Source organism: Pseudoalteromonas fuliginea, assembly GCF_000690055.1.
Lineage (GTDB): Bacteria > Pseudomonadota > Gammaproteobacteria > Enterobacterales > Alteromonadaceae > Pseudoalteromonas > Pseudoalteromonas fuliginea.
The window spans coordinates 1-25848 of the sequence record NZ_JJNZ01000021.1 but is presented as its reverse complement, the minus strand read 5'-3'; the positions used below and the strand labels follow the sequence as shown (position 1 = coordinate 25848).

General features: G+C 39.0%; 23 protein-coding genes and 1 riboswitch. Of the genes, 11 read left to right on the top strand and 12 right to left on the bottom strand.

Going from position 1 to position 25848, the window contains the following annotated elements; genetic code table 11:
• Window positions 1-56 precede the first annotated feature (56 nt).
• From DC53_RS13300 to DC53_RS13310, 3 genes are read left to right on the top strand one after another with little or no spacing between them, the layout of a single operon-like run.
• Window positions 57-410, top strand: coding sequence for a CidA/LrgA family protein (locus DC53_RS13300; RefSeq protein WP_007377543.1), 354 nt, complete (start codon window positions 57-59; stop codon window positions 408-410).
• Entirely contained in the window at window positions 403-1146 is a 744-nt protein-coding gene (locus tag DC53_RS13305; RefSeq protein ID WP_033028986.1) for an LrgB family protein, read from the top strand. Before DC53_RS13300 ends, DC53_RS13305 begins: the two co-directional genes overlap by 8 nt.
• A gap of 38 nt (window positions 1147-1184) precedes the next feature.
• Complete coding sequence (locus tag DC53_RS13310) at window positions 1185-2021, top strand: mechanosensitive ion channel family protein (protein ID WP_007377545.1); 837 nt, start codon at window positions 1185-1187, stop codon at window positions 2019-2021.
• A gap of 54 nt (window positions 2022-2075) precedes the next feature.
• Here DC53_RS13310 and DC53_RS13315 read toward each other — a convergent pair whose 3' ends face one another.
• Entirely contained in the window at window positions 2076-2558 is a 483-nt protein-coding gene (locus DC53_RS13315; protein ID WP_033015324.1) for a winged helix-turn-helix transcriptional regulator, read from the bottom strand.
• Between the two features lie 170 nt (window positions 2559-2728).
• On the opposite strand from DC53_RS13315, the gene putA reads away from it, so the two are divergent.
• Together putA and DC53_RS13325 are read left to right on the top strand one after the other, a co-directional pair.
• A complete protein-coding gene (gene putA / locus DC53_RS13320; RefSeq protein WP_033028985.1) occupies window positions 2729-6532 on the top strand; it encodes a bifunctional proline dehydrogenase/L-glutamate gamma-semialdehyde dehydrogenase PutA in 3804 nt (1267 codons plus the stop codon).
• A 113-nt stretch (window positions 6533-6645) separates the two neighbouring features.
• The gene (locus tag DC53_RS13325) at window positions 6646-7839 is read left to right on the top strand and encodes a cyclic di-GMP phosphodiesterase (RefSeq protein ID WP_033028984.1); all 1194 of its coding nucleotides are present in this window, start codon (window positions 6646-6648) and stop codon (window positions 7837-7839) included.
• Between the two features lie 9 nt (window positions 7840-7848).
• Here DC53_RS13325 and DC53_RS13330 read toward each other — a convergent pair whose 3' ends face one another.
• From DC53_RS13330 to DC53_RS13355, 6 genes are all read right to left on the bottom strand, one after another.
• Window positions 7849-8886, bottom strand: coding sequence for a general secretion pathway protein GspB (locus tag DC53_RS13330; RefSeq protein ID WP_033028983.1), 1038 nt, complete (start codon window positions 8884-8886; stop codon window positions 7849-7851).
• 11 nt (window positions 8887-8897) lie between these two features.
• Window positions 8898-9815, bottom strand: a complete 918-nt coding sequence (locus DC53_RS13335) for an ExeA family protein (protein ID WP_007377550.1) — start codon at window positions 9813-9815, stop codon at window positions 8898-8900.
• A gap of 162 nt (window positions 9816-9977) precedes the next feature.
• Window positions 9978-10496 (bottom strand): Lcl C-terminal domain-containing protein, encoded by a 519-nt coding sequence (locus DC53_RS13340; protein ID WP_007377551.1) that lies wholly within the window; start codon window positions 10494-10496, stop codon window positions 9978-9980.
• A gap of 9 nt (window positions 10497-10505) precedes the next feature.
• Entirely contained in the window at window positions 10506-12146 is a 1641-nt protein-coding gene (locus DC53_RS13345) for an Lcl C-terminal domain-containing protein (RefSeq protein ID WP_007377552.1), read from the bottom strand.
• Between the two features lie 68 nt (window positions 12147-12214).
• Window positions 12215-12547 (bottom strand): hypothetical protein, encoded by a 333-nt coding sequence (locus DC53_RS13350; protein WP_007377553.1) that lies wholly within the window; start codon window positions 12545-12547, stop codon window positions 12215-12217.
• Window positions 12548-12580: 33 nt separating this feature from the next.
• The gene (locus DC53_RS13355) at window positions 12581-13285 is read right to left on the bottom strand and encodes a DUF2982 domain-containing protein (RefSeq protein WP_033028982.1); all 705 of its coding nucleotides are present in this window, start codon (window positions 13283-13285) and stop codon (window positions 12581-12583) included.
• Window positions 13286-13532: 247 nt separating this feature from the next.
• On the opposite strand from DC53_RS13355, the gene DC53_RS13360 reads away from it, so the two are divergent.
• The 3 genes from DC53_RS13360 to msrA all read left to right on the top strand — a co-directional run bounded on the left by DC53_RS13360 (window position 13533) and on the right by msrA (window position 18309).
• Entirely contained in the window at window positions 13533-14585 is a 1053-nt protein-coding gene (locus DC53_RS13360) for an efflux RND transporter periplasmic adaptor subunit (protein WP_033028981.1), read from the top strand.
• 3 nt (window positions 14586-14588) lie between these two features.
• Window positions 14589-17687 (top strand): efflux RND transporter permease subunit, encoded by a 3099-nt coding sequence (locus tag DC53_RS13365; protein WP_033028980.1) that lies wholly within the window; start codon window positions 14589-14591, stop codon window positions 17685-17687.
• Window positions 17688-17772: 85 nt separating this feature from the next.
• Window positions 17773-18309 carry a peptide-methionine (S)-S-oxide reductase MsrA gene (gene msrA / locus DC53_RS13370; RefSeq protein WP_002958750.1) on the top strand — a complete coding sequence of 179 codons (537 nt, stop codon included), beginning with the start codon at window positions 17773-17775 and terminating at the stop codon, window positions 18307-18309.
• A gap of 77 nt (window positions 18310-18386) precedes the next feature.
• Here msrA and DC53_RS13375 read toward each other — a convergent pair whose 3' ends face one another.
• Window positions 18387-20213, bottom strand: a complete 1827-nt coding sequence (locus DC53_RS13375; RefSeq protein ID WP_033028979.1) for a TonB-dependent receptor domain-containing protein — start codon at window positions 20211-20213, stop codon at window positions 18387-18389.
• Window positions 20214-20250: 37 nt separating this feature from the next.
• Window positions 20251-20434: riboswitch (cobalamin riboswitch) on the bottom strand.
• A gap of 163 nt (window positions 20435-20597) precedes the next feature.
• Complete coding sequence (locus tag DC53_RS13380) at window positions 20598-21080, bottom strand: YajQ family cyclic di-GMP-binding protein (RefSeq protein WP_007377833.1); 483 nt, start codon at window positions 21078-21080, stop codon at window positions 20598-20600.
• A gap of 151 nt (window positions 21081-21231) precedes the next feature.
• Between DC53_RS13380 and DC53_RS13385 the strand changes: the two genes are divergently transcribed.
• Window positions 21232-21585, top strand: a complete 354-nt coding sequence (locus tag DC53_RS13385) for a VanZ family protein (protein ID WP_007377834.1) — start codon at window positions 21232-21234, stop codon at window positions 21583-21585.
• The gene (locus DC53_RS13390) at window positions 21578-22480 is read left to right on the top strand and encodes a ketopantoate reductase family protein (RefSeq protein ID WP_033028978.1); all 903 of its coding nucleotides are present in this window, start codon (window positions 21578-21580) and stop codon (window positions 22478-22480) included. Before DC53_RS13385 ends, DC53_RS13390 begins: the two co-directional genes overlap by 8 nt.
• A 24-nt stretch (window positions 22481-22504) precedes the next feature.
• Here DC53_RS13390 and thiI read toward each other — a convergent pair whose 3' ends face one another.
• Both thiI and DC53_RS13400 read right to left on the bottom strand, forming a co-directional pair.
• A complete protein-coding gene (gene thiI / locus DC53_RS13395) occupies window positions 22505-23962 on the bottom strand; it encodes a tRNA uracil 4-sulfurtransferase ThiI (RefSeq protein ID WP_033028977.1) in 1458 nt (485 codons plus the stop codon).
• 97 nt (window positions 23963-24059) lie between these two features.
• Entirely contained in the window at window positions 24060-24713 is a 654-nt protein-coding gene (locus tag DC53_RS13400) for a TetR/AcrR family transcriptional regulator (protein WP_007377837.1), read from the bottom strand.
• A 194-nt stretch (window positions 24714-24907) separates the two neighbouring features.
• Between DC53_RS13400 and coaD the strand changes: the two genes are divergently transcribed.
• Window positions 24908-25399 (top strand): pantetheine-phosphate adenylyltransferase, encoded by a 492-nt coding sequence (gene coaD / locus DC53_RS13405; protein WP_033028976.1) that lies wholly within the window; start codon window positions 24908-24910, stop codon window positions 25397-25399.
• A 33-nt stretch (window positions 25400-25432) separates the two neighbouring features.
• On the opposite strand, the gene DC53_RS13410 is transcribed toward coaD, so the two are convergent.
• The coding region (locus DC53_RS13410; protein WP_033028975.1) for a hypothetical protein at window positions 25433-25848 on the bottom strand (416 nt) is incomplete at its 5' end.

Sequence of the window (25848 nt, the reverse complement as noted above, 5' to 3'; positions counted from 1 at the left end):
ATAAAAGAGTTTGATTTGTTAAAGTTAAGCTCTTATCTTTTCTGTGAGCCACTTTGATGAAATATCTGCTCAGTAGCGCTATTATTTTACTATGTTTAGCCTGCGCTAAACTCATTATGCACTTTATTGGTGGAAGCTTTCCTGCACCGTTACTCGCTATGGTTATTTTATTAGTTTTACTTTTATCGGGTATTGTAAAAGAGCAACATGTAAAACCATGCGCCTCCCCTATTTTAAATATTATGCCTATATTTTTCATTCCTGCGGGTGTGGGATTTATTGAACATCTCGGCCTTATAAAATCGCACTGGGCATTTTTAGCATCAGTTGTGTTGCTAGTTCCTATAACTACCTTATTGCTTGTTAGCAGTGTAATTGCGTACTTTAAGGGAAAAGAAAATAATGACTGATTTTACTTTTTCCGCTATTTCAGAGCTACAGCCTACTTTATGGTGGCTAAGTATTCCTTTTATAATTGCATTGTTTTTAGCACTAAGGGCCGTAAACCAAAGTGTAAAAAACAGCGTATTAAAATCGCTCACCAACCCCGTATTTTTAAGTATTAGTATTATCGCTTTATTCCTCGTTAATCTAAATTTGCCTTATACGCAATTTGCCACGCACAGCAAATTGCTAAGCTGGTTATTAGAGCCCGCAATTGTCGCTTTAGCGCTTCCTTTATATCAGCAGTTTACACACGTACGAAAAAATCTATTACTTATAGTCGCAACATGTAGCTTAGGTATTGTTAACGCAACCGTTGTGGCATTTTTGCTAAGCATATTATTTAATGCGCCAGCGCAGCTAAGTGCATCGGTTGCCGCACTCAGTGTCACTACACCTATATCTTTAATCGTCACTGATTCATTGGGTGGAATCAGTTCACTTGCTGCAGCTTTAGTTATTTTTATTGGTTTACTTGGGGCTTTATTTGGTTTTATGCTTTTTAAACTCGTTAATATTTTTAATCACGAATCTCAAGGCGTTGCCATGGGCACAGCTTGTCATGCAATTGGGACTGCCGCTGCTATTGCCGAGCATCCAAAAGTTGGCGCTTACTCATCGGTTGCAATGGCGCTAAGCGCTTTACTAACAGCGATTATAGTACCGCTGTTATATCCATTTTTAGTCAACATTTTGCTATAGTTGGAAAAATACAACATAGCCCTAACATAGAGCGCTTTATGATCAGTTCTGAAATCGAACAGTTTGAAAAATATTACACCATGCTTACTGAGTATATGGTTACCTACAGTATGCAAATTGTCGGTGCTATTTTTATCGTCCTCATTGGTTTGTGGATAGCGCAAAAGCTTGCCAAATTTGTAGCAGCGTTAATGACCCGCCATAATGTTGACATTACGCTCACTAACTTTGTCAGTAGCGTGGTAAAAGTACTGCTAATTGTAATGGTTATAATTATTGCACTTGGCAAAATAGGTATCAGCGTTACGCCATTTGTAGCAGCTATTGGTGCTGCGTCTTTAGGTGCAGGTTTAGCACTACAAGGAATGCTCTCTAACTATGGTGCAGGCCTTGCCATTATAGCCACTCGACCTTTTGTTGTTGGTGATACTATTGAAGTTAAAAATGTAAGCGGCCAAGTTAAAACAATTGAGCTTGGCTACACAATTTTAATCAATGAAGAAAAAGTAGAAATTACTATTCCAAATAAACATATTGTGGGCGAAATACTTCACAACTCGTTTAGTTACTCATTGGTCAAAGGTGAAATAGACATAGCTTATAGTGCATGTTCTGATAGCGCCATTAGTCTTATTGAAGAGGTACTTAAAGCGCACAAACTGGTCGCGCAAAACCCATTATCGCAGGTCGGTATTGAACGTTTTGCCGATAGCGGTGTTACAATCAGCTACAGATATTGGGTGCCTACTACTAAAATTATCGAAACCAAACTGGCTATTAACGGCGGTGTTTATAAAGCAATTAACAACGCTAAGATTGAAATTCCATTTCCTCAACGCGTTATTACAATTAATAAAAACGGTTTAGAAAGTTAATTTAGTTTTAAGTGTGAGCCTGCTTAGCCGCAAGCTCACACATTTTAGAACAAACTAAATATCAATTAGTAAACCATCGTCTTGTTTAATTTTTTCAATCACCATATAAGTGTGGTGCGTACCGACTCCCGGTATATCAACTAAATCCCCCAATACTTGTCTATACTCTTCCATGTTAGACACGCGTATTTTTAATAAATAATCATAGCCACCAGCAACCATGTCGCATTCAACCACTTGCTTAATTTTTAAAATATGCTCTCTAAACACTTTAAATACGGCTGTATTTGAGGTAACAAGCGAAACTTGCACATGAGCAACTAAGCTTTGATTTAGCTTAGCTTCACTAAGTTTTGCATAATAGCCTTCTATGTAGCCCTCTTGCTCTAAACGTTTAACACGATCAAGGCATGGGCTAGGGCTCAAGTTAACCTGTTTTGCCAGGTTAACATTAGAAATTCTGCCGTTCTTTTGTAGAACGTCTAGTATGGCTAAATCGATACGATCTAGCATGCGTAATCTATTTGGAATTGTCATAACAGAATTTTATGCGGATAAGTTAAATTTATGCCCTGTAAATTATCGTAAATCGCGAAATTTAACCAGCATATTCTGCGGAATTTTAATTAGAATGCACTCACAATATCACTGATAATTTATTGGTAATTAATTTTACTTTAAATCCTAAACACTCCTGAGGGTTGCTTATGTTATTCAACGGCGATTTAACTACTAACTGTCCTATTAGACAGAAAATTCGTGACTTTTACCGCATAGACGAAAATGCGGTTATCGATCATATTTTACCGCTTGCAGAAGTGGGCGTAAAAGCACGAAGCCGTGCATGGGAAAGAGCCCGCCAGATTGTTTTAAACATTCGTAAAGAGCAAGATGGACAAGGCGGTGTTGACGCACTTTTAAATGAATTCTCACTCTCTAGTGAAGAAGGTGTTGTATTAATGTGTTTGGCCGAAGCTCTGCTTCGCGTACCAGACAAAGCAACTCAAGATGTACTTATTCGCGACAAGTTGGCCAAAGGTGATTGGAGCTCTCATTTAGGCAGCAGCGATTCTTTATTTGTAAACGCGTCTTCTTGGGGATTATTAGTTACCGGTAAAATGGTTAACTACACAGATAAAACGAAAGAACAACAGTTCGGCATGCTTAAAAAGACCATTGGTCGTTTAGGTGAGCCAGTTATTCGTAAATCCGTAAATTTTGCTATGAAAATTATGGGCAAGCAATTCGTTATGGGCCGTACCATTGACGAAGCAATTGAACGTGCTGCCGATACAGAGCAAAAAGGCTATGTATATTCTTACGATATGCTAGGCGAAGGCGCGCGCACAATGAAAGATGCAAAGCGTTACTTTGACAGCTACATGAATGCTATACACTCAATTGGTAAAGCGGCCAATGGTCGTGGCCCAATTAAGAGCCCTGGTATTTCAGTTAAACTTTCGGCTATTCATCCACGCTATGAGTTCACTCATAAAGACCGTGTGATGGAAGAAATAGTCCCTAAGTTAAAAGAACTTGCTCTTGCCGCTAAAAAATACGATATCGGCTTTACCGTTGATGCCGAAGAAGCTGACCGTTTAGATATTTCATTAGATGTAATTGAAGCGGTATTTAGCGATGAAGATCTTGGTGATTGGCAAGGATTTGGCTTAGCGGTTCAAGCGTACCAGAAACGTGCTATTTTTGTAATTGAATGGCTAACCGAGCTTGCGACCCGCGTTGGTCGTAAAATGATGGTCCGTTTAGTTAAGGGTGCTTATTGGGATACAGAGATTAAAACCACACAACAAGATGGTTTGGATCACTACCCCGTATTTACACGTAAAGCCACAACCGATGTTTCTTACAAAGCGTGTGCTATTAAAATGCTTGAAGCGCGCGATGTGCTTTATCCGCAATTTGCTACACATAACGCTTACACTGCCGCGACTATTTTAGAAGTAGCCAAAGGCGACAATACAGGTTTTGAATTTCAACGTTTGCACGGTATGGGTGAGTCATTATTCGACCAAATCGTAAACGAGGAAAAAATTCAGTGCCGAGTATACGCACCAGTTGGTCAACACGAAGACCTACTTGCATACCTTGTTCGTCGTTTATTAGAAAATGGCGCTAACTCATCATTTGTAAATGCCATTGTAGATACATCTAAACCTGTTGAATCGCTATTACCAGATCCTGTAGAAACATTACAAGGCTTACGTAACAAGTATAATACGCAAATTAAAATGCCAATTAATTTATACGGTGAAGAACGTGCTAACTCTAAAGGCATGGATTTAACCGACATTAACGTTATTACCCCTTTCAAAGAGAATCTTGAAAGCTGGTTTAATGAGCATTTAATTGAGCAAAGCCAAGTACCTGAAGGCTCATTAGCCGTTAAAAACCCAGCGAATCATAAAGAAATCATCGGCCACGTTAAATTACAAACTGGCGAAGAGATGAAAGTATTACTGGCTAACGCAGAAGCAGCTTTTGAATCATGGTCGCAAACATCAGTAAAAGAACGTGCAAATTTACTGCGTCGCGTTGCTGATATTTTAGAGCGTCATCACGACGAACTAGTCGCTATCTGTATTAAAGAAGCGGGTAAAGTAGCACAAGACGGTATTGATGAAGTGCGTGAAGCGGTTGATTTTTGTCGTTACTACGCGGCGCGCGCTGAAGAGTTATCGCAAGATGAACGCTTTGAAGCCCGTGGCGTTATTTTATGTATCAGCCCGTGGAACTTCCCGCTTGCAATATTCTTAGGCCAAGTGGCTGCTGCCATTGTTACAGGTAACACAGTAATAGCAAAACCTGCTGAACAAACAAGCTTAATTGCCCTTCGTGCAATTGAACTAATGCTGTCTGTTGGCTTACCTGAACATGTTGTTCAACCGGTTATTGCTCGTGGTAGTGAAGTAGGTAAAACAATTGTTCCTGATGAACGCATTCAAGCAATTATGTTTACCGGCTCTACTGAAACAGGCACATTAATTTCTCAAACACTTGCTGCACGTAACGATATTCAAGTTCCGTTAATTGCAGAAACTGGTGGCCAAAACTGTATGATTGTTGACTCAACGGCGCTTCCTGAGCAAGTAGTTGACGATGTGATCAGTTCTGGTTTTCAAAGTGCTGGGCAACGTTGTTCGGCTCTTCGTGTTCTATTTATTCAAGAAGACGTAGCTGATGGCATCATCGATATGCTTAAAGGGGCTCTAGCTGAGTTACACATTGGCGATCCATCGTTACTATCAACTGATGTAGGCCCTGTAATTGATGAAAAAGCACTTAAAAACTTAAACGACCATGTTGAGTACTTAAAAGGTAATGCAACACTGCATTACGAGTGCAAAATTCCTGATAATACATTAAATGGTGCATTCTTTTTTGCGCCTCGTTTATATGAAATTAAGGACTTATCAGTACTTAAACGTGAAGTATTTGGCCCATGTGTTCATATTGTGCGTTTTAAATCGAGCGAACTTGATGATGTGATGGATCAAATTAACAACACAGGTTATGGCTTAACAATGGGTGTACATTCACGTATTGAAGAGCGCTGTGAATACCTTGCTAAAATGTCACGTGCGGGTAATGTTTACATTAACCGCAACATGATTGGTGCTATTGTTGGTGTGCAACCATTTGGTGGCCGTGGTTTATCAGGTACTGGCCCTAAAGCCGGTGGCCCTAACTACCTTCAACGTTTAGTAAAAGAAAAGGCATCACCAGATAACGTGCAAATGACAAACCTGACGCCAGACGAACTTGATTTACACCACTACAGTGGTGCAAATGAACAAGTTAAAAAGCTAATGGCTAACTCAATGCGCGATGAAAAGATTTGGCGTGCAACACCGCTAAATGACCGTGTTTCGGCTGTACGTCAGTTGCTTGCTAAAATCGCGACGGTAGAAATTATCGACGATTTAGCAGACGATTTGGCATTAACACTATCAGAAGCTCGTGCACAGCTTAACCGCCTTGAAAAGCACATGCGTAAATTTACTACCCTGCCTGGGCCAACGGGTGAGTCTAATACACTTCATCTAGAAGCGCGTGGTTGTGTCGTGTGTTATGCAGATAAGAGCACATCATTTAACTTCTGGGCATTGTCTATCATTACCGCTATTGCCGCAGGTAATACGGTAATTACTGTAGCGTCTGAGCTGTTTTATGATGAAGCTGTTGCCTTTAAAGATAAATTTATCTCTACAGGTGTTGCTGAAGGTGTTTTCCAAGTAGCTAAACCTAATCAGTTACAAGCTATCTTGGCTCACCCTCATTTAGCAGGTGCAGTAGTTGCTGCTCGCTCGTCTCGCTTAGGCTACTTTAGCCAGCAGCTAGCACAGCGTAAAGGTGCTATTTTACCAGTAATTAGCTCTGAGTATTACGATACGTTAATCAAACGTCTTATTACTGAAAAAACAATCAGTATTGATACAACAGCATCAGGTGGTAACACATCACTAATGACGCTTGTTGAAGATGATGAGTAATTAGAAAACTAATTTCTTAGTAGACACGAGAGGCACCTAAAGGTGCCTTTTTACTATGTAAATAGCGTAAAGTTTGTTACTTTATAGTTAGTCAAACTATATAAGTTATTAAATTGAAAACCATTCTTATTTCACAATTACTTCCTGGTATGTTTGTACAACATGTTACTAAGCAAACAGGTCGCATTAAAGTTAAAAGCCAAGGCTGGGTTAAAACTCAAGCGGATATTGATAAGCTAAAAAAAGCAGGGATCTTAGAAGTAGAAATAGATCCTGATAAAACCCTTGTCAATACAGTTCCTGAAAAAGAGCCAGAAAGCACTTCTGCAGTAAAAATCAAACGAGACCCTTGGCAAAAAGCACACAGTGCAGAACAAGAAATGGGCAAAGCTAAAAAGCTTTATGACGAAGCTAAAACACTTCAACTCAAAGCATTTAAAGAAATAAAAGCTGGCCGAAAAATAGATATAGCCCCTTTTAGAGAGCTTGCAAGTGGCTTTATGGATTCAGTGTTTAGAAATCAAGATGCGTTAGCGTGCCTTACACAAATGCGTCAAAAAGATGCTTATTTACTTGAGCACTCTATTAATGTTTCTATTTTAATGAGTATTTTTGCTAAGCACTTAGAAATAGATAAAGAGATTATCGAACAATTAACAACAGGTGCTTTGTTACATGATATTGGTAAAATAAAAATACCTGACGAAATTCTCAATAAACCGGGTCGTTTTAGCGACGCTGAATTCGAAATAATGAAAAAACATTCCCTTTTTAGTAAAGAAATTTTAGAAGGGTCTGGCTTAAAAGGAATCGCTGTTGATATTGCTGGTATGCATCATGAGCGTTTGGATGGCAAAGGTTATCCGTTTGGTAAAAAAGGCAATGAAATAAGCCAATATGTGCGCATGGCCTCAATTGTTGATGTTTATGATGCATTAACCGCTGAACGCGTTTATAAAGCTGGCATGGAACCTATTAAAGCATTTAAAATATTAAAAGAAGGCTGCCCCGATAGTTTTGACCCTGTGCTGCTTACTAAATTCATTCAATGCATTGGTATTCACCCGGTTGGGACTTTAGTAAGGTTATCAAGCCAAAAAGTCGGACTAGTGACTGAAAGCAACCCTGCATCGCCACTAAAACCGATAGTAAAAACATTTTACAGCGCTAAACACAGCCGTTATACGGAAGTACAAGATATCGATTTAGCTAATAAAAAGACTTTAGATACCCTTGAATCAACTGTTAAACCAAAAGAATATAATATTGATTTAGAACGTTTTTATAAAAATTCAATACTGCCATAGAGTGGTCGCTTATTGCGGCCAATCTTGCAATGCTTTTAAACTAAACTCGTAACCATCAAAATCAAGGACGCTCTGCTCTGGTGTTATTTCTCTAACCGTTAGCGCACCAATACTCTCTCCTTCATGTAGCTCTCGTCCATTTAACTTTATCCAACGTTTATCAGCACTGGATGAATAAATATGCGCTTGGTATTTAATACTAGGCAACATTGATTGCAAACCATCAGGCAGTAGCTCCACAGGCTCAACACGTGATGACGTTTTTGATGCTTGAGTAACTTCATAATCTTGATTTTTTTCGACATCTTGTATCGCTTGCGCAAATGCATTTTTAAGTGTTGTAGGCACGTCATCAAGTTCAGGATAGCTCACTTGTTGAGATTGATTGCTACCATTAATTGGCTTACCCAGTACTTTATATTTACTCATATCTAGTTGAGCCGAAGCGGTATTTTGATTTTGCCCGAATACCGAAGTGTTTTGTGCATTATTTGGATTGTAATTATTTTGTGGGTTAAACGCTGGCTGATTATAATTTTGAATCGGCATTACTTGTTGCATATTTTGCTGATTATAACCTGCTGCGCTCGTGATCTGGCTCGACGGCATAGGAATATACTGGCCATTTGGGGTTAATAACATTTGCTGTACACCATTGGGGGTTTGCACATGCACAAGTTGACCTTCAATTGTTGCAGTATTTGTTGGAGCTACTTTTGCAGGCTCTAACTTAGCTACTTGCTGTTTTTCAGCTTCAGCATCTTCCTCTTTAACGTCTTTGTTAGGCGATGATTTTTTGCTTTCCACCACCTTAATTACAGCGGGTCCCGCTGCGTTTAATAAGGTAGAACTTTGAAACCACTTTCCGGCGGTAAAGCCACCAGCGACAGCAATAAAAGCACCTAAGCTTGTACCAAAAACTAATGCTAATCGTCTATAACGCTTGAGTGCTTGTTGTTGTTTTAACTGCTCTGATTGCAAGTCGTACTGCTCAGCACTCATATCTGATTGCTGCGACTGCTTTAGCGCATCTAATAAATAAGACATAACTTACCTAACTATAAAATAAATGAAAGCCCAATACCTACGGCAAATAAAGTAGCGAAAGCAAAGCTGTATGATACAAATGATGTTCCCTTGTTCGCTTCATTAACTGGCGCTACAAAATCCATTGGTAATGATTCATGTGCTGATTTTTTTATTATATCGCCATCAACTATCAACTGCTGCTTTGCAAATGTGCCCACTAAAGCACGTTCACACACCAAGTTCATTAGGCGCGGCACACCACCCGTTAATTGATGAACTGCTTGCATAGCATCCATCGAAAAAATCCCTTTATCGCACCCTGCAACGTGCAAACGATGCTTTATATAAGCCACGGTTTGGCCTTGCGTAAGCGGCAATAAATGGTAACGAGCTGTTATTCGCTGAGCAAGTTGTCTTAATTCATTGCGCTTTAAAAGCTCTTGGAGTTCAGGTTGGCCCACAAGCACTATTTGTAATAGCTTTTTATGATCGGTTTCTATATTTGTCAGCAAGCGCAATTGCTCAAGCACATTAGGAGCAAGTAACTGTGCCTCATCAATGATAAGTATGGTGTGACCACCCGATTTATTATTAGTCTCTAAATGCTTTTTTATAATATCGGTAAGGCTTTTAAGCGTCGAATTATTAGTATCGTAACTAATATTAAGCTCATCACAAATACTGGCTAATAACTCTAGCTCCGAAAGTGCTGGATTATGGATCATTGCGACTTGGGTATTTTCAGGCAATTGCTCAAGCATACTGCGAGTGATCGTGGTTTTTCCGGTGCCTACTTCGCCCGTTAATAATACAAAGCCACCATCTTCACCCAATCCATAGGTAAGGTGCGCTAAGGCTTCTTTGTGCCGTTCACTTAAAAACAAGTAATGGGGGTTAGGCGAGATAGAAAAAGGTTTTTCATTCAGGCCAAAATAGCTTAAATACACCGTGATGTTCCTTCATAATTAAATCACGGCCTATAATGGCAAAAAAAGCCCCTAAGTGACAACACTGTGAGTGCTTTATTATTGAAATAACGTAAATTTATGAAAAACAAAAAAGCGCAGCTGTTTTAAAGTTGCGCTTTATATCTTTAAATTTACACTTTTTTATTTTTCATAGCGCACTAATCGTAAATACACATTACTTGTTTTAGCATGCAAACTATTTAGGCCACTATCAAACTGATAGACCCATGCAGAGCTCATTGTGCTCACACCCGATGTATTTGACCAATAATTTTGAAGCTTAGTGCCAAAAAATACAGTTTCATTAATACTCGGCTCTGTGCAACTGTGCTCTAAAATACTCGCCAATTCTTTAATGTTAGGCATTTGCCAATCATCGTAATCTGCGGTTGTATCATTTTTAGCACCACGTAGTGCCTCTTGCCAAGTGAGAGAAGGTGTTGAGCCTTCACAAAGTTGTGTCTCTGTATTGTAAGTCTGCCCATAACTACAGCGTTGCCACATAAGGCCAGTTTCGCTATCAGACACTGTGCCATCTGCATTTATAGTAAATCTATCTGTCGGTGTTGTGGTATCTGCACCGTCGTAGCACGTTTGCGCCGCTGCAATATTAAAGCTCAAACTTATAGTTGCTATTGCATAGAGTAATTTTAATTTCATTATTTTCTCCTAACGACTTCTAACTAAACGTACATAAGCAGTATTTTCTTTTGGATAAGCAAGATCGTTACCATCACTCATATCAATAATATACGCTTGCGATAAACTTGTACCATCAGCTGCTGTTTGTGAGGTCCAGTAACGTAAATGGCTTAATGCACTTTCACTTGGCATATTAGGGAAAAATGCCTCGTCAATTAATACACTTTGACCTTGTTTTCCGTAATCAATTAAACCTAAAAGCTCTGTATAACTAGGTAATCGCCAGTTCGTACCGCCACAAAAATCTAAGTCATTTACTTCGTTTATATAGCTTTGTACACCACAACTTGTATTATCAGGGCACGTACTATTAGCTGAACTTGTATCTGTAAAGGTCGTGTTGCCTACATCCCAAAAATAATGATTTTGACCATCACGTAACGAAGTATTTGGTACCGTGCCAGATGCCACACTTTTCACCTCCCAAACCAAACCTGTTACGTTATCGCGAATACAACTAAAACTATTGCTGGTGTCAGACACTTCATCGGCAAATTCATTTAACTTCGTATAATCAAACGCTAAATTACCTTTACCTACTTTATCCAAACGGTTTGCAAAGCTGTCGCGGCCAAGTTCTGCATCTTGCGCGGGAAAGTCATCGCTTTCACAATTAATACGCTGGGTATTGTTATAACACTCACCCACACCACTATCATTTATAAGCCCGAGAGCTTTTGGCGATACATCTACAAATAAAGAATCTGTGTCTGTACGTCCTTTTGAGTCAGTTACCGTTACTTCAAAGCTCAATGTGGTCTCGGTGTCTACATCTGAGGCAAAAAATGTCGTTGTGCATTGATTACTATTACTTAATGTTTCGGTATTACCGGTAAGTTGTTGCCATTTACATTGGTATGTATCTGTTACGGTTTCACTGCTAGTTGCATCAAGTGTTACCTGCTCAAACTCTTCAATATTTTGATCAGCACCCGCATTTGCATCCACTAATTCATTTGTTTTGTTGAGGGTCATTGAATATTGAGTGCTTGCCTCACCGCCTTCATCATCTATAACAGTTAACTGCCAAGATAAATTTACGTTACTTTCAAGCAATGGATGAGAAAAGCTGAGTGTTGACTCATTAAAGCTCGCAATATTTAACTCAGGCCCCGATAGCAATTGCCAAAAATAGCTATCAATTTGGCCATTTTCATCCGGATCGCTTGACTCAAGACCGCTTAAAGTGACCGTGTCTTTGTATACAGAAGGAAGTGTTTCAGGCGATGTTTGTGTAACAGTAACAAGGGGAAGCTGGTTATTAGAACTAACTGAGATGGAAATGTCGTCACTAACGGCGCTAGTGCCGGAGCTTTGATAGCTCACTCTTAAAACTATTTCACTGTCAGTTTTTACATCTGGTGCGGTGAGCGTTTGTTCTGCTCCCTCTAACGGAAAGCCATCTAAGCTTGGACCGCTTACTTGTTGCCAAGTAAAAGTTCCATCAGCAGGAGAACCCTGTGCTGTAATGGAAAAATCGGTTTTTTCAATAATTTGTAAGTCGTTTCCAGCATTAACAGATGATTCTACATCGGCATCATCGCTGCCACCACCGCCTCCACATGCGCAAAGCAAAGCAATAAGAGGAATTAAAGCAAACGCTTTCATACAAAGCACCTTTTATGTCAAATAATTACTATAGTGTAATCATAAGCAATAAAGATGCCATTAAAGTGCTACATATAAGTATCTTGATGAATACGTACAAACAACTTAGTACCGATTTTACTGTAATCTACTTTGTATTCACGCCCATCTAAGGCTTGAATGAACAATAGCTGTTTTTCTTCACCAAACACGTCTGGGCTTCCAACATACACTATTTCTAAATAACGATCTTTTGCATCACGTCGATTTTTTGGCAACTCTTCTTTAAAAGGCTCTAGGCCATTTTGTGTTACTTTAATTCGCGGATGAATTTCAGAGTTAACAATCACTAAATCGTGTTTTTTATCTTTATGTATTATGGTATTTCGCCCACTTTTTAAAAAGGATCTGTCTTGACTCATTACTATTCCTACTACCGCACTAGAGTATTTACGTTATTTACTCTGCGTCGCTATAAACTGACTGGGGTTTTGCTTCCACTTATTTAAGTTAGCACTAAACGCCCAAATATCTCTATCTAATACACTGGCAGGTAACAATAAATCATAACCTGTTAACAGCTGAAGGTGCTTTGTTCTATTTGCAAACATAGCTATAAGCCCATTATAGCTTATTCCCCTTTGAGAGATATACTGTGTATCTTCTATTAACCATTCTGATGGGCAATGACCATTTTTGCAATGTTTTTGAACAGCTTGCATAAATAAATGTCGTTGTTCTATTAGCAGTTTCCCTGCAATTCTAGGTGATAAACTTGCTAAAAACTCATCAATATCATTTACTTTGATACCCACAGTATTTAACTCAATGTATTCAACCCCGTCCTCAACCTTAGGTATACCACTATACCTAAAATTACTTTGAAAAAGGTGCCATGCTCCATACTTATGCTGATATATAAGTTTAGATTCACTTAATACTAAACTATAGAAGGGTTCTTGGGTTTTTAAAAACCCAATAAAAATAGCACCGATACAAGCACTCACTAAAAAAACTTCAACAATACTTATTTTATCTGGACGTAATAAATTAAAACCCATAATAAGCACCAACCCAATGGCACCCACTATTAATATTTCGATGCCATTACGTGCGCCTTGTGCCCTGTATTTCACATGGTTTCTATCGTTTTTATCCATGCTGATAGAACACCATATAAAATATCAACATAATAATAGCCCATAAAATAACTTTGCGGGCAGTTATACAAGCCTTACAGGATGTTTTAAAATTCATATATTTACCACTTTATATGTAACAAAAGAGGGACACTGCATCAGGATCATTAACTTTTACGCTTAACGCACAAATTTATGAGACACATAACCGCCTTTCTCCGGTCTTATTTCGTACAATACTTACAATTAATTTTCAGGTATGAAAACGATGTACTCAAGACAATCAGGCAAAGCTCTTTTTCCATTTATTATTACGCTACTTTTGATATTTAGCGTTTACTTATATTTACCGTCAAGCCATGGTGAACAAGCCGACTTATCTAAAATGTCTACTCAGGTATCTGCGCATACGGTGACATCACAAGAAAACGCGGTAATGATAGAAGCCATTGGTAGTGCACGTGCTAACCAAGCTGTTTATATTAAAAGTGCCCAAAACGATTATGTCACAGATATTTACTTTAAAGACGGTGACTTAGTTAGTAAAGGCCAAAAATTAGTGCAACTACAAAGTAAGCAAGAACAACTTGCAGTTAAAGAGCTTGGCATTAATTTACAAGAAGAGAAACGTCAACTCAACCGCTTAACCGAACTCTCACGCTCTCAATCAACTGCAAAGTCATTGTTAGAAGAGCAGCTATCTCGCGTTGATGCAACAGAGGCGCAACTAGAAAGCGCTAAAACTAAGTTAAATGAAATGACTATTACAGCCCCTTTTTCTGGCCTGCTAGGTAAACGTGAAATATCAGTCGGTGCATACGTAAACAACGCTACAATAATCACCACACTTGATGATATTAGTATTATTAAAGTTGATTTTAAAGTGCCTGAAAAATATTTAGCACAATTAAACATGGGCATGAAAGTACTTACCCAAAACGATGCCTACCCAGGGCAGACATTTAACGGCAAGGTAACGCATATTAGCTCGCGTATTGATTCGGTAACACGCAGTGTTGAAGTAACTGCAAGTTTTGCGAATAAATCAGGGTTACTTCGCCCTGGCATGTTATTAAATACAGCACTTGAGCTAAGCAGCAACCAAGCTTTAATGGTGCCAGAAAAAGCGGTTATCCCTTTACAAGACAAACACTTTGTTTTTCAAATTCAAGACGGAGTAGCCAATAAAGTTGAAGTACATGTTGCAAGCAGAAATAATGGCTGGGTTGCTATCGACGAAGGTTTAACTGATGGCGAGCAAATTGTTACTGAAGGGCTAATAAAAATTCGCTCTGGAAGTAAAGTAAGCGTAAAGGGGTAATACGTGAAAATTACTGATACTAGCGTTAAACGCCCCGTTTTTGCCATTGTAATTAATTTACTACTTCTCACTTTTGGGATAGTTGCGTTTACGATGTTACCGCTTCGTGAATACCCTGATATTGAAACACCGATTGTAAATATCAGCACTGAATACACTGGTGCTTCTGCCGAAATTATAGAAACCAAAATAACGCAAATAATAGAAAATCGAATTTCCGGTATTGAAGGTATTAAAAGTATTAACTCTTCGAGCCGTAATGGGCGCTCAAACATTACCATTGAGTTTGATATTAACCGCGACATAGATGCTGCATCTAACGATGTACGTGAACGTGTAGCACGTGCACTTGATAGTTTACCCGATCAGGTACGCCCACCAGAAGTGTCTAAATCAAATAGTGATGAAAGCCCAATCGCCTGGTTTGTATTAAACAGTGAAACAATGGACTCGTTACAGCTCTCTGATTACGCGCAGCGCTTTATTGTTGACCGCTTAGCCGTAGTAGATGGTGTATCTAACGTGCGTATTGGTGGTGAGCGCCAATACGCTATGAAAATTTGGCTAAACCGCCAAGCAATGGCTGCACGCGGTATTACCTCAAGCGATATTGAAAATACACTGCGTACAGAAAACGTTGAATTACCTGCCGGCGAAATAGAATCAATAGATCGCGACTTTACCGTGCGTACTGCACGTAGTTATAAAGATCAGCGCGATTTTAAAAACCTTGTTATTAAACGCGGTGAAGAAGGTTATTTAGTGCGTTTAGGTGAAGTTGCCGACGTAAAATTAGAAGCTGCCGATGACGAAAGCTTATTTCGTGGTAACGGGCGCAACATGATTGGCCTAGGAATTGTAAAACAAGCTAAAGCAAACACGCTTACCGTAGTAGATAACGCACGCAGTGAACTTGAAAAAATCAAACGTAACCTACCTGAAGGCACCACAATTCAAGACAGCTACGATTCATCAGTATTTATTAAAGAATCAATTAGTGAAGTTTACAGCACACTTGCCATCTCTATGGGTTTAGTCGTACTCGTTATATTTTTGTTTTTAGGCAATATACGAGCAACGCTTATTCCTGCGGTTACCGTACCGGTCGCACTTGTTGGTAGCTTTATGTTTTTATTAGCAATGGGCTACTCAATCAACTTACTCACTTTACTTGCCTTAGTACTGGCTATTGGTTTAGTAGTAGATGATGCCATTGTAATGCTTGAAAACATTCACCGTCGTATTGAACTGGGTGAGCCGCCATTACTAGCTGCATATAGAGGTGCGCGTGAAGTTGGTTTTGCCATTGTCGCAACCACGCTTGTACTAATATCGGTGTTTGTGCCATTGGTGTTTATGGATGGCCGTATAGGGGCATTATTTACTGAGTTTGCAATGGCGGTAAGTGCTGCCGTATTTTTCTCAAGTGTTACAGCGCTTACTCTTGCACCAGCCTTGTGTTCTAAAGTACTTAAAGTATCAGACAAACCAAATAAATTTAGCCAATGGATGGACCGCCAGTTTACTAAAATTGAAGTAAGTTACCGTAATTCGCTCTCCACCAACATAACCCGTAAATGGGGCTTAATGGTGAGCTTATTATTAGCGGGCTTTGTTAGTTACTCGTTGTTTTTACAAGTTCCCTCTGAGCTAACGCCAAAAGAAGACCGTGGCACGTTCTTTATTATGATGAGCGGCCCTGAGGGCGCAAGTTATGAAAATAACGCCGCTAATATGGCTAAAATTGAAGAACGCTTAATGCCTTACTCGCAAGCAGGTGAGCTAAGTCGCGTACTTGTTCGAGTACCTGGTTGGGGTGGCAGCGGCGGTGTAGCAATTGTTGGCATGGCCGATTGGGATAAACGCAAACGCTCAACATGGGAAGTAATGGACGAAATAAGCGGTAAAATGCAAGAAGTTACCGATGTCCGTGCATTTGCCATTATGCGCCGTGGTATTGGCGGTGGTGGTTCATCTCGCCCTATTGAGTTTGTATTGCAAGGTAATGATTACGCTCAACTTGCCGATTGGCGTGACCGTATAATTAAGCGTGCCGAACAAAACCCAGGTTTAGTGAGAATCGATCATGATTATAAAGAAACCTTTCCGCAATTTTTAGTCAGCATAGATAAAAACAAGGCTGCTGATTTAGGCGTTTCAGTATCTGATGTAGGCCGTACACTTGAAACAATGCTTGGCCAGCGCCGTGTTACAACCTTTATTGACCGTGGTGAAGAATACGATGTAATTTTAAAAGGGACTAAAGAAGACTTTACTAACCCTACTGACATTTCAAATATATATCTTAAATCACGAAGCGGTGAACTAGTCCCACTTGATAGCCTTATCAGCTTAAAAGAAGAAGCAACCGCATCGCGCTTAAACCGATACAACCGTATGCGCGCAATTACATTAAGCGCCAACTTAGCCGACGGTTATACGCTTGAGCAAGCGCTTAACTTTTTAAACGAAGTAGCCGCGCAAGAAAACGATATAGATGGCGCCGTAGATTACAAAGGCGAGTCACAACTTTATTACGAAGGCGCATCAGCGATGACCTACGTATTTATACTTGCACTCACCGTTACCTTTTTAGTACTGGCAGCGCAGTTTGAAAGCTTTATGCATCCGTTCGTCATTATGCTTACCGTACCACTTGGTTTAATGGGCGCTATGTTCGGACTTTGGGCTACAGGACTTACCTTAAATATTTACAGCCAAATAGGTATTGTCATGCTCATTGGGTTAAGTGCTAAAAACGGTATTTTGATTGTAGAATTTACTAACCAACTGCGCGATAAAGGCGTTGAATTTAGTGAAGCTATTTTGCAAGCAGCAACTCAGCGTTTGCGCCCTATTATTATGACCTCGCTGACTACGGTTATGAGTTCGGTACCTTTAGTACTTGCTTCAGGTCCCGGCGCTGAAAGCCGTATGGTGATAGGTGTAGTCGTGTTTACTGGGGTTATTGTATCGACCCTACTAACTCTTTTTGTTGTACCTGCTGCATATTATGCACTTGCACGTAACACTCAATCACCTGAATTTTTACAGCAAAAATTAGACAAACAAGCCGCTGAAAAACCTTTCGAAGAGATCTAGCCTCTTAATTGCGCCGTAACCTTGTTGTTGCGGCGCATACAATTTATGCTCGCCTTTAAACCCCATATACATTTTAGGAATACTTATGAGCTCAACAACGCAAGTAGCAACATTTGGTGGCGGCTGTTTTTGGTGTATAGATGCTGCATTTAGACGTGTAAATGGCGTACTAACCGTAAGCTCTGGCTACACCGGCGGTGAAACAAATAACCCAACATATGATTCTGTATGCTCAGGCACAACCGGTCACGCTGAGGTTGTTAAAATTGAATTTGACGCGACTGTAGTTAGCTTTGAAACACTCTTAGCAATGTTTTTCACACTGCATGATGCAACACAATTGAATCGCCAAGGTAACGATATAGGCACACAATATAGAAGTGTGGTTTACTATCACGATGAAGCTCAACTTAAGCAAACCAACGAAGTGATAGCTCAACTGCAAAGCCATGTCGCTGAGCCAATTGTGACAGAAGTCAGCCCTGCCACTACGTATTACCCAGCAGAGCATTATCACCAAGATTACTATAACGAAAATCCACAGCAGGGTTACTGTAGTATTTTAATAGCACCTAAGTTACACAAGTTTGAAACCGTATTTAAAGAGTTCTTAGCTGACTAGCTAATTTTAGTAGTTAAACTTAGCTAAATATTAAAAAGCCCGACATATGTCGGGCTTTCTAATATTAATAAATACCGTTAAAACTGGTAGCTTGCGCCTGCAAAAAAGCGACGCTCTGGCGTGTTGTAGTAATACACTTCACCCGTTGTAAAATCAGCGTTTGAATCAACAGCGTTATATTCTTTATCAAATAAGTTTTCTACACGAAGCGAAACTTCAATATGTTCATTTACTTGATAATTACCCGCTAAGTTCCAAAGTGTATAAGAGCCTAAGCGCGTCACAGCACCTTGTCGGTCGCTACGGTATTGCATGTCTAAGCTTGCATCAAAAGCACCAAACTGTTTTGCAAGTTCCCAGTTAAAAGTACGTTTAGCAACATTACGCAACTCTGCGCCCGTTTCTTCGTCTTCAGCGCTTAAGTAAGCAAAGTTAAGGTTGCTATCAAAACCAAAAAACTGCTGAGATAAGCTAAATTCAACCCCTTCGTAGCGTGCTTCATCGATATTAGCCAATGCAAAGTTTGCATCGTAATCAATCTTATCTTCTATATCGTTTCTAAATACTGCAATATCAACTTGCGCGATATCAAAATCTACACTCAAACCTAACTCACGGTTTACTGATTTTTCAGGTTGTAAATCAGGGTTACCATAAAGTGGATAATATAAATCGTTAAATGTAGGAGCTTTAAAGCCAGTACTTTGGCTTATACGAAATGTTGCATCTTCAGATAAATGATAACCCGCAGCGGCGGTATACGTTGTTTCATCGCCAAATTGCTCGTCATCATCTTGGCGAACTGTTAAATTAGCCAGTACTTTATCTGCATCGTAGTAAGCACCTACAAACACAGCAAGTACATCGCGGCTGTCTTCAACAAATAGTTGCGAACTATGCGACACATCATCGTTGTACCAATTAATACCACCGCTAATGTTAAGTTCATTAGATAACAGGTACTGGCCGTTATAATCAATTTGTGTGCGTTTAGTTATAAATGTACTTATTGTTGGCCCAACCGAAAAATCAACATAAGTGTTATCTGAATCATCTGTTGAAAGCGCTAAATCAATACTATGCGTTTGGTTAGTGTAGTTTTTACTCCAACCTGCAGAAAGTTGATAGTTTTTAAAATCATCTCGTTCAATCGTACTGTCTGCTGGGCTAAAGCGACTGTCGTAATCTGCATAGCCTTCACTGTATTGGCCTAATAACTTAAAGTCGCCGTAATGTGCATCGGTGTAGTTAACTTTAAAACCAAGGTTTTTATTTTCATAGCCATCTTCATCAGGTGCTACGCCTTGCAGTACATCAAAGTTATCTGTTTTTTCAAAGCCTGCGTTAAATGCTGTTGTTATATCATCTGATTTTACAAAGCCTGCAACTTGATAATTTTGATAAGAGTCAGAACCAAATGTAGCGCTTAGGGATAAGTTATCTGACTCACGCGTAATAATATTAATAACACCAGCGAGTGCATCAGAGCCATAAACAGCCGCGCGAGAGCCTTTAATAATTTCTATGCGTTCAATACTATTTAGAGGGACATTATTTAATGCTTTTTGACCTAGTGTTGCTGAGCCTGTACGTACACCGTCAATTAAAATCAACGTATCGCCAGAGCCCGTACCACGAAGTGACACACCTGTATTTTGACCAAAACCACCGTTTGGATTAACCTGAAAACCCACTCGCGTGCTTAAAAGTGTAGGTAAATCGCGTACGTTACTAGCTTCTATTTCAGCACGTTCAATAACATTTACACTCGCTAAAACGTCGTTAATTGATTGCTCAAACTTATTAGCTGTAACGGTTATTTTTTCAATTGATTGCTCTGCACCAGACACAGAAAATGAAAGCGCAGCAGAAATTGCAACGCCTAGAGTTGTTTTGTTTAACATGAGGTCCCCTACCTTTGCCCACCGCAAAGATTTAAGTAAGTAAGATTGCATCAAGGCCGGTCTCCGGACTCAGTAAGCATATAAAAACATGCAATACTTTACCGTTGCGGGGGCAGTGTTGGGCTTGTAGTCATCATGAAAACTCACCAACTTCCCGATTATCCTGCTAAAAAAATCATTACATGAAGTGGCTAGCAAGCACCTTGAAAATATGCCGCTATTGTGGGTATTTTGTTTATAAATGTCAATGGACGTCTATACAGCTAAAGATAGATTCATCTATGATAAATACGAAAAATAACCTCACAAAAAAGCCAAACATTGCTGCTTAGCTTTTATTAATACATTTTACACACTCGTTAGCTAGGTTCTAGCTGGTGTACTTTAGTCGCGAAAGTTTTTAAACTGAAAAGGCTGACCTAGCTCAGCGCTACGCACTACTTGCATAGCCTCTTGAAGATCGTCACGCTTTTTACCAGTAACGCGTACTTCTTCGCCTTGAATAGCGGCTTGAACTTTAACTTTAGAGTCTTTAATGGCCTTAACTACTTTTTTAGCCATGTCTTTTTCGATACCTTGCTTTAAGCCAACGTTACGAAATACATTTTTACCTGCACGAGTAATATCTTGAAGCTCTAAGCTTGATACATCCATACCACGCTTAGAGATTTTGTTTGCCAAAATATCAAACAATTGCATAACTTGAGAATCAGCTTCAGCTTTTAATTTAATTGTTTTGTCATTTAATTCAATAGATGCATCAACACCTCTAAAATCAAAACGGGTCTCTAGCTCACGGTTGGCGTTGTCAACCGCATTTTTAGCTTCGTTCATTTCTACTTCAGATACAATATCAAATGAAGGCATTGGTTTCTCCTAACTATTTAATCTTAATTTTATGTGGCAATTATAACGCTAAAATTATAATTCTTTACATTTTTCTGCATCTTGTTCAGGTGCGATACTAAATTAGTTTGATATACTGCGGTCTCTTTTTTAAGCGATTTTAGGATTTGTCGTGACAAGGCGTGTTTACCAAGCAATTTTTTTAATTAGCATTGTGGCTTTTACCCTTTTATTTGCTAAAGAAATAAAAGGTGGCGTTGTAAATTTATTCCCTCACGTTGATAAAGTCGCTCATTTTGGGATTTTTTTTATACTAGCCATAATAATGGATAAAGCGTTTAAACTTCCTTTATATGCGCAAATACTTTTATTGGCAGGCTATGGCGCATCTATAGAAATAATGCAAGACGCACTCCCGTATAGGCAGGCATCACTCGGTGATTTTTTTGCTGATTTTGCAGGTGCTGCAAGCTACTTTTTACTTAGAGTAATTTTTACATCTCGAAAAAAGAACCCATATGGCTAATATTTTAATCGTTGGCGATGGTGCTATTGGCTTATTACTTAGCCACTTTTTAAGCGCATCGCATAATGTCAGTGTTTTAACTCGTAAAAGCCCAAAAAATACCCGCTTTTATAGTCGAGGTAAAAGGACCTCTAAAAAAATTGACGCTCAATTTATTTCATTAAATCAGCTAAATAAAGCTGCTGAATTTGATGTTGTTTTATTTACTGTTAAAGCTTTTCAAGTACTTGATGCGTTTTCACAAATAAAGCCATTTTTACCAATTCATTGCTCTATTGTACTTTCGCATAACGGAATGGGTAATGTTGATGAGGTAAATAGCCAACTAAACACCCATCAAGCACTCTACTTTTTAACGACAAGCATAGCGGGCTTTAAATCAAACCAATATATTGTGCAACACACTGGTGAAGGACAAAGCGTTATTGGTGGCTGTAATGAGCTAGCACTTCAAAATAGTGCGCCAATAGCTGATATTTTTAAAGTAATACCCAACCTAACATTTACTAATAACATTCAGCAGCTTCGTTTTGAAAAACTACTCGTAAATATTGCCATTAACCCATTAAGCGCTTTAAGTAATGTAAGAAATGGCGAATTACGTGCACCTAAGTACAACACAATAATTTTTAATGCACTCACTGAAGCATGTAATATTGCAAAGGCTCAAGGGCTTAATATTCCATTAATTAAAGCACTCAATACCGCTTATAAAATAATGGAGTTAACCGCAAATAATTACTCATCAATGCAGCAAGATCTAACGTATAAAAGAGAAACTGAAATCTCAGCTATATGCGGCTATATTAGCCAGCAAGGTAAACTTCACGGTATTCCAACGCCTTACAACGATGAGTTACTTGTCAAAATTAAGGCAAAAAAAAGCGTGGTATAAACCACGCTTACATAAGCTTTAACTTTACGGGCGATAAACTTTTACAGTTTCGAAGCCCTGTTCGTGCAGCATAAGTGCCTGTAGTTGGCTCATTACGCCTCTGTCACAATATAAATAGTAGTCGGTGTCTTTTGGTAAATCACCAAACTTAGTCGCCAGACGAAAGAACGGTAAATGCACCACTTCAACACCGTCGATTTCTAGCGGTGCAGCTTCTTCTTCTTCTGGTGAACGAATATCAACTACCACAGAGCCTACAGGTAAATCAGCAACCGATTCAGCTTCTTTAAGTTCTTGTTTGGCTTCAACGTCAATATCACGCACATCCATTATACGTGCGTTATTTACTACGGTATCTAGCACATCAAAATCGAACTTTTCTTCTTCGGCTTCTATTACTTCAATCTTGGCTTTAACTGTCGGTTTTTTAGAAATAACACCACAGTATTCAGGCATTGTTTCTGCCATTTCAGCTGTACCAATTTGGCGAGCAAGATTAATAATTTCTTGTTTATCATTTTGAATTAGCGGGCGTAAAATAAGCGTTTCAGTAACACGGTCAATCACGCTTAAATTCGCTAATGTTTGACTAGATACTTGGCCAATACTTTCACCAGTGACAAGTGCTTGAATGTTTAACTTTTCAGCCACTACACTTCCAGCTCGCATCATCATACGTTTAAGCACAACACCCATTTGGCTGTTTTCAACGTTTTCTAAAATTTCAGCAACAACAGGTTCAAAATCAACCGTTACAAATTTAACTTTATGTGTAGAGCTGTATTTTTTCCATAAGTAGTAACTTGCTTGCTTAACACCAATTTCGTGCGCTGCGCCACCTAGATTAAAGAATAAAAAGTGCGTACGTGCGCCTTTACGAATCATTTGATAACTTGCTACGCCAGAGTCAAAACCACCAGACATAAGCGACAACACATCTTCTTGCGTTGGTAGTGGAAAACCAGCCATACCAAAATGCGTTTGCGAAACAATGTAAGCTTTGTCGTCTTTTACTTCTAAACGTATTGTTACTTCTGGACGGCTAAGTTTAACGCTTGCGCCTTCAATATGTTGATTCAATCCACCACCAACATAACGCTCTAAATCAGTTGAGGTAAAGTCATGTTGACCTATACGCTTAGCACGAACACAAAAGGTTTTACCTATAATTGTATGCCCAACTAACGCTATTGTTTTTTGGTAAATATCATCAAGAGTTTCGAATTGTGTTTCGGTTACTTCAATAAATTGAACGATGCCAGGTATGCGTTTAAGGCTATCGATAAAATCTAAACGAACTTGCGCATCTTCAAGCTTTGTAACAACTGAAATATTATCCCAGTTATTTCTAACTTGTACTTTTTCGTCAACACGGCGCAATACAATTTTAATGTTATTTTCTAACACTTTAGTAAAGCGTTTACGGACTGAACGGCTTTTAATGGCTATTTCAGGATGTAGTTTGACGATAAATTTAAGCATAGTTCACTCTTAGACTGCGGGAATTCGCGCTCCCAGGCATTTGGCGCGCGATTATAGCAAAAAATTCAGCGTCTAGGAAACAGCCAATGACTAGCGATTAGGCAACAGTTTGCGCGTGTTGTGCTAATTCGGTGTATTTTTCGCGTAGCAGGTTCATTTTATCGATACTTTTATCAGTACTATACGCTCTAAACAATGTAAGTACTTTTAAAATACCGTGATATATATCTTGCTCAGCAAGGGTACCGCTTGGCCTGCGGGCTTTTATATAAGGCGTCCAAAAGCTAACCGTTAGCTTAAGCGTATGGGCTAAATCAATGACATCTTGCTCATCAATTGCAATCATTTCACTGTCGCGAAGCCCCAGTATAATTTTTCGCACTTGTTCTAATAATTCGAGTTGGAAATCAATGTAAGCTTGCTTCAAATCAGCGTCTCTGGCGAGTATATCGCCGAGGTTGTCGTAAAAAAAATGATAGCGCCACATCAATTCAAACAACGAATCTAAATAAGCTGTTAAGTGGTTAAATGCATCGTCATTTTTGTTGATAGGTTTAAATTGCGTACTTAAATGATCGCGATATAACGCAAATATATGACGAATAATGTCTTCTTTATTTTTAAAATGGTAGTAAAGATTACCGGGGCTCATCCCTAAATGCGACGCTATATGATTGGTTGATATTGCACGCTCACCTTGCTCATTAAATAACGAAATACTGGTGTGTATTATTTTATCCTTGGTATTCATACGCTAATACTCTAATTATCTTATGCACTACATTACACTAAAAATAGACCACGCAGTATAAACAAATATTATCGATTAAAACACACTTACTCCTTAACCATCATTAGGAACTGAATAAATAATCTATTTGGGCAAAGCTGATTTGTGCCCTAAACACTGTTAAACTAACGCTAAAATAATAAATAGTGAATATTATGAACGTTACTGCAATTTACCCAGGCACTTTTGATCCGCTTACCAATGGGCACACAGACTTGATTCATCGTGCTGCAAAAATGTTTGATACCGTATTAGTTGCTGTTGCCCACAACCCAAGTAAAAAACCCTGCTTTACCCTAGAAGAACGTGTTGAACTTGCTAATACCATTTTGAGTCATTTAGGTAATGTTAAAGTTATCGGATTTTCAGGCTTGCTGGCTGACCTTGCGCGCTCTCATAATGCTAATGTGCTTATTCGTGGTATTAGGGCTGTATCTGATTTCGATTATGAATTTCAGCTCGCAAATATGAACCGTCGCCTAAACCCCGATTTAGAAAGTGTATTTTTAACGCCCGCAGAGCGAAATTCATTTATTTCATCAACACTCGTTAAAGAAGTAGCACGTCACAATGGTGATGTAAGCGAGTTTGTGGACCCTGTAATTGTCAAAGCGCTAAAAACTAAATTGGGCTGTGGTGCCCAATAGTAATTTACTGCGTTAGCGCATAACTCGTATGCGCTAATTTAGCTTTGATATAGATGATGTCTTTAATTTTTTAATTAACCAAACCAGCTTCAGTAAGTCTTTATTGATAATTAATATTAGTGCCATCGTAATATCAATAACAAGCATAAAGAAACCATACAGCATCCACAGCCACCAAAAGTCCCAATTGCCATAAAGAGTATTATCAATATACATGCCCATAAACAGTGAGGCATTGATACAAAGCCCTACAATAAGATAATAAAATCCGTACGGTATTTTACGTCCTAAAAAAATACGCCACATAAGAATAGCGGCAATTGTTAGTACATCAAATATAAACAACTTTAAATGTGGAGCTGCAGTAGTTATGTCCACAAATAAACTAGATATGTACGAAGCCATCATAATAAAGCAAAGATGAACTCCAGGGCAAGAGCATGAAAAAA

Bases quoted from the DNA above. Each gene is read 5' to 3' on its own strand.
- DC53_RS13390 (WP_033028978.1), top strand. From the start codon at position 21,578: ATGGCTAATATTTTAATCGTTGGCGATGGTGCTATTGGCTTATTACTT.
- thiI (WP_033028977.1), bottom strand. From the start codon at position 23,962: ATGCTTAAATTTATCGTCAAACTACATCCTGAAATAGCCATTAAAAGC.
- msrA (WP_002958750.1), top strand. From the start codon at position 17,773: ATGAGCTCAACAACGCAAGTAGCAACATTTGGTGGCGGCTGTTTTTGG.
- DC53_RS13375 (WP_033028979.1), bottom strand. From the start codon at position 20,213: ATGTTAAACAAAACAACTCTAGGCGTTGCAATTTCTGCTGCGCTTTCA.
- DC53_RS13305 (WP_033028986.1), top strand. From the start codon at position 403: ATGACTGATTTTACTTTTTCCGCTATTTCAGAGCTACAGCCTACTTTA.
- DC53_RS13310 (WP_007377545.1), top strand. From the start codon at position 1,185: ATGATCAGTTCTGAAATCGAACAGTTTGAAAAATATTACACCATGCTT.
- DC53_RS13355 (WP_033028982.1), bottom strand. From the start codon at position 13,285: ATGGATAAAAACGATAGAAACCATGTGAAATACAGGGCACAAGGCGCA.
- DC53_RS13400 (WP_007377837.1), bottom strand. From the start codon at position 24,713: ATGAATACCAAGGATAAAATAATACACACCAGTATTTCGTTATTTAAT.
- DC53_RS13330 (WP_033028983.1), bottom strand. From the start codon at position 8,886: ATGTCTTATTTATTAGATGCGCTAAAGCAGTCGCAGCAATCAGATATG.
- DC53_RS13380 (WP_007377833.1), bottom strand. From the start codon at position 21,080: ATGCCTTCATTTGATATTGTATCTGAAGTAGAAATGAACGAAGCTAAA.
- DC53_RS13340 (WP_007377551.1), bottom strand. From the start codon at position 10,496: ATGAAATTAAAATTACTCTATGCAATAGCAACTATAAGTTTGAGCTTT.
- DC53_RS13350 (WP_007377553.1), bottom strand. From the start codon at position 12,547: ATGAGTCAAGACAGATCCTTTTTAAAAAGTGGGCGAAATACCATAATA.
- DC53_RS13315 (WP_033015324.1), bottom strand. From the start codon at position 2,558: ATGACAATTCCAAATAGATTACGCATGCTAGATCGTATCGATTTAGCC.
- coaD (WP_033028976.1), top strand. From the start codon at position 24,908: ATGAACGTTACTGCAATTTACCCAGGCACTTTTGATCCGCTTACCAAT.
- DC53_RS13345 (WP_007377552.1), bottom strand. From the start codon at position 12,146: ATGAAAGCGTTTGCTTTAATTCCTCTTATTGCTTTGCTTTGCGCATGT.
- putA (WP_033028985.1), top strand. From the start codon at position 2,729: ATGTTATTCAACGGCGATTTAACTACTAACTGTCCTATTAGACAGAAA.
- DC53_RS13360 (WP_033028981.1), top strand. From the start codon at position 13,533: ATGTACTCAAGACAATCAGGCAAAGCTCTTTTTCCATTTATTATTACG.
- DC53_RS13300 (WP_007377543.1), top strand. From the start codon at position 57: ATGAAATATCTGCTCAGTAGCGCTATTATTTTACTATGTTTAGCCTGC.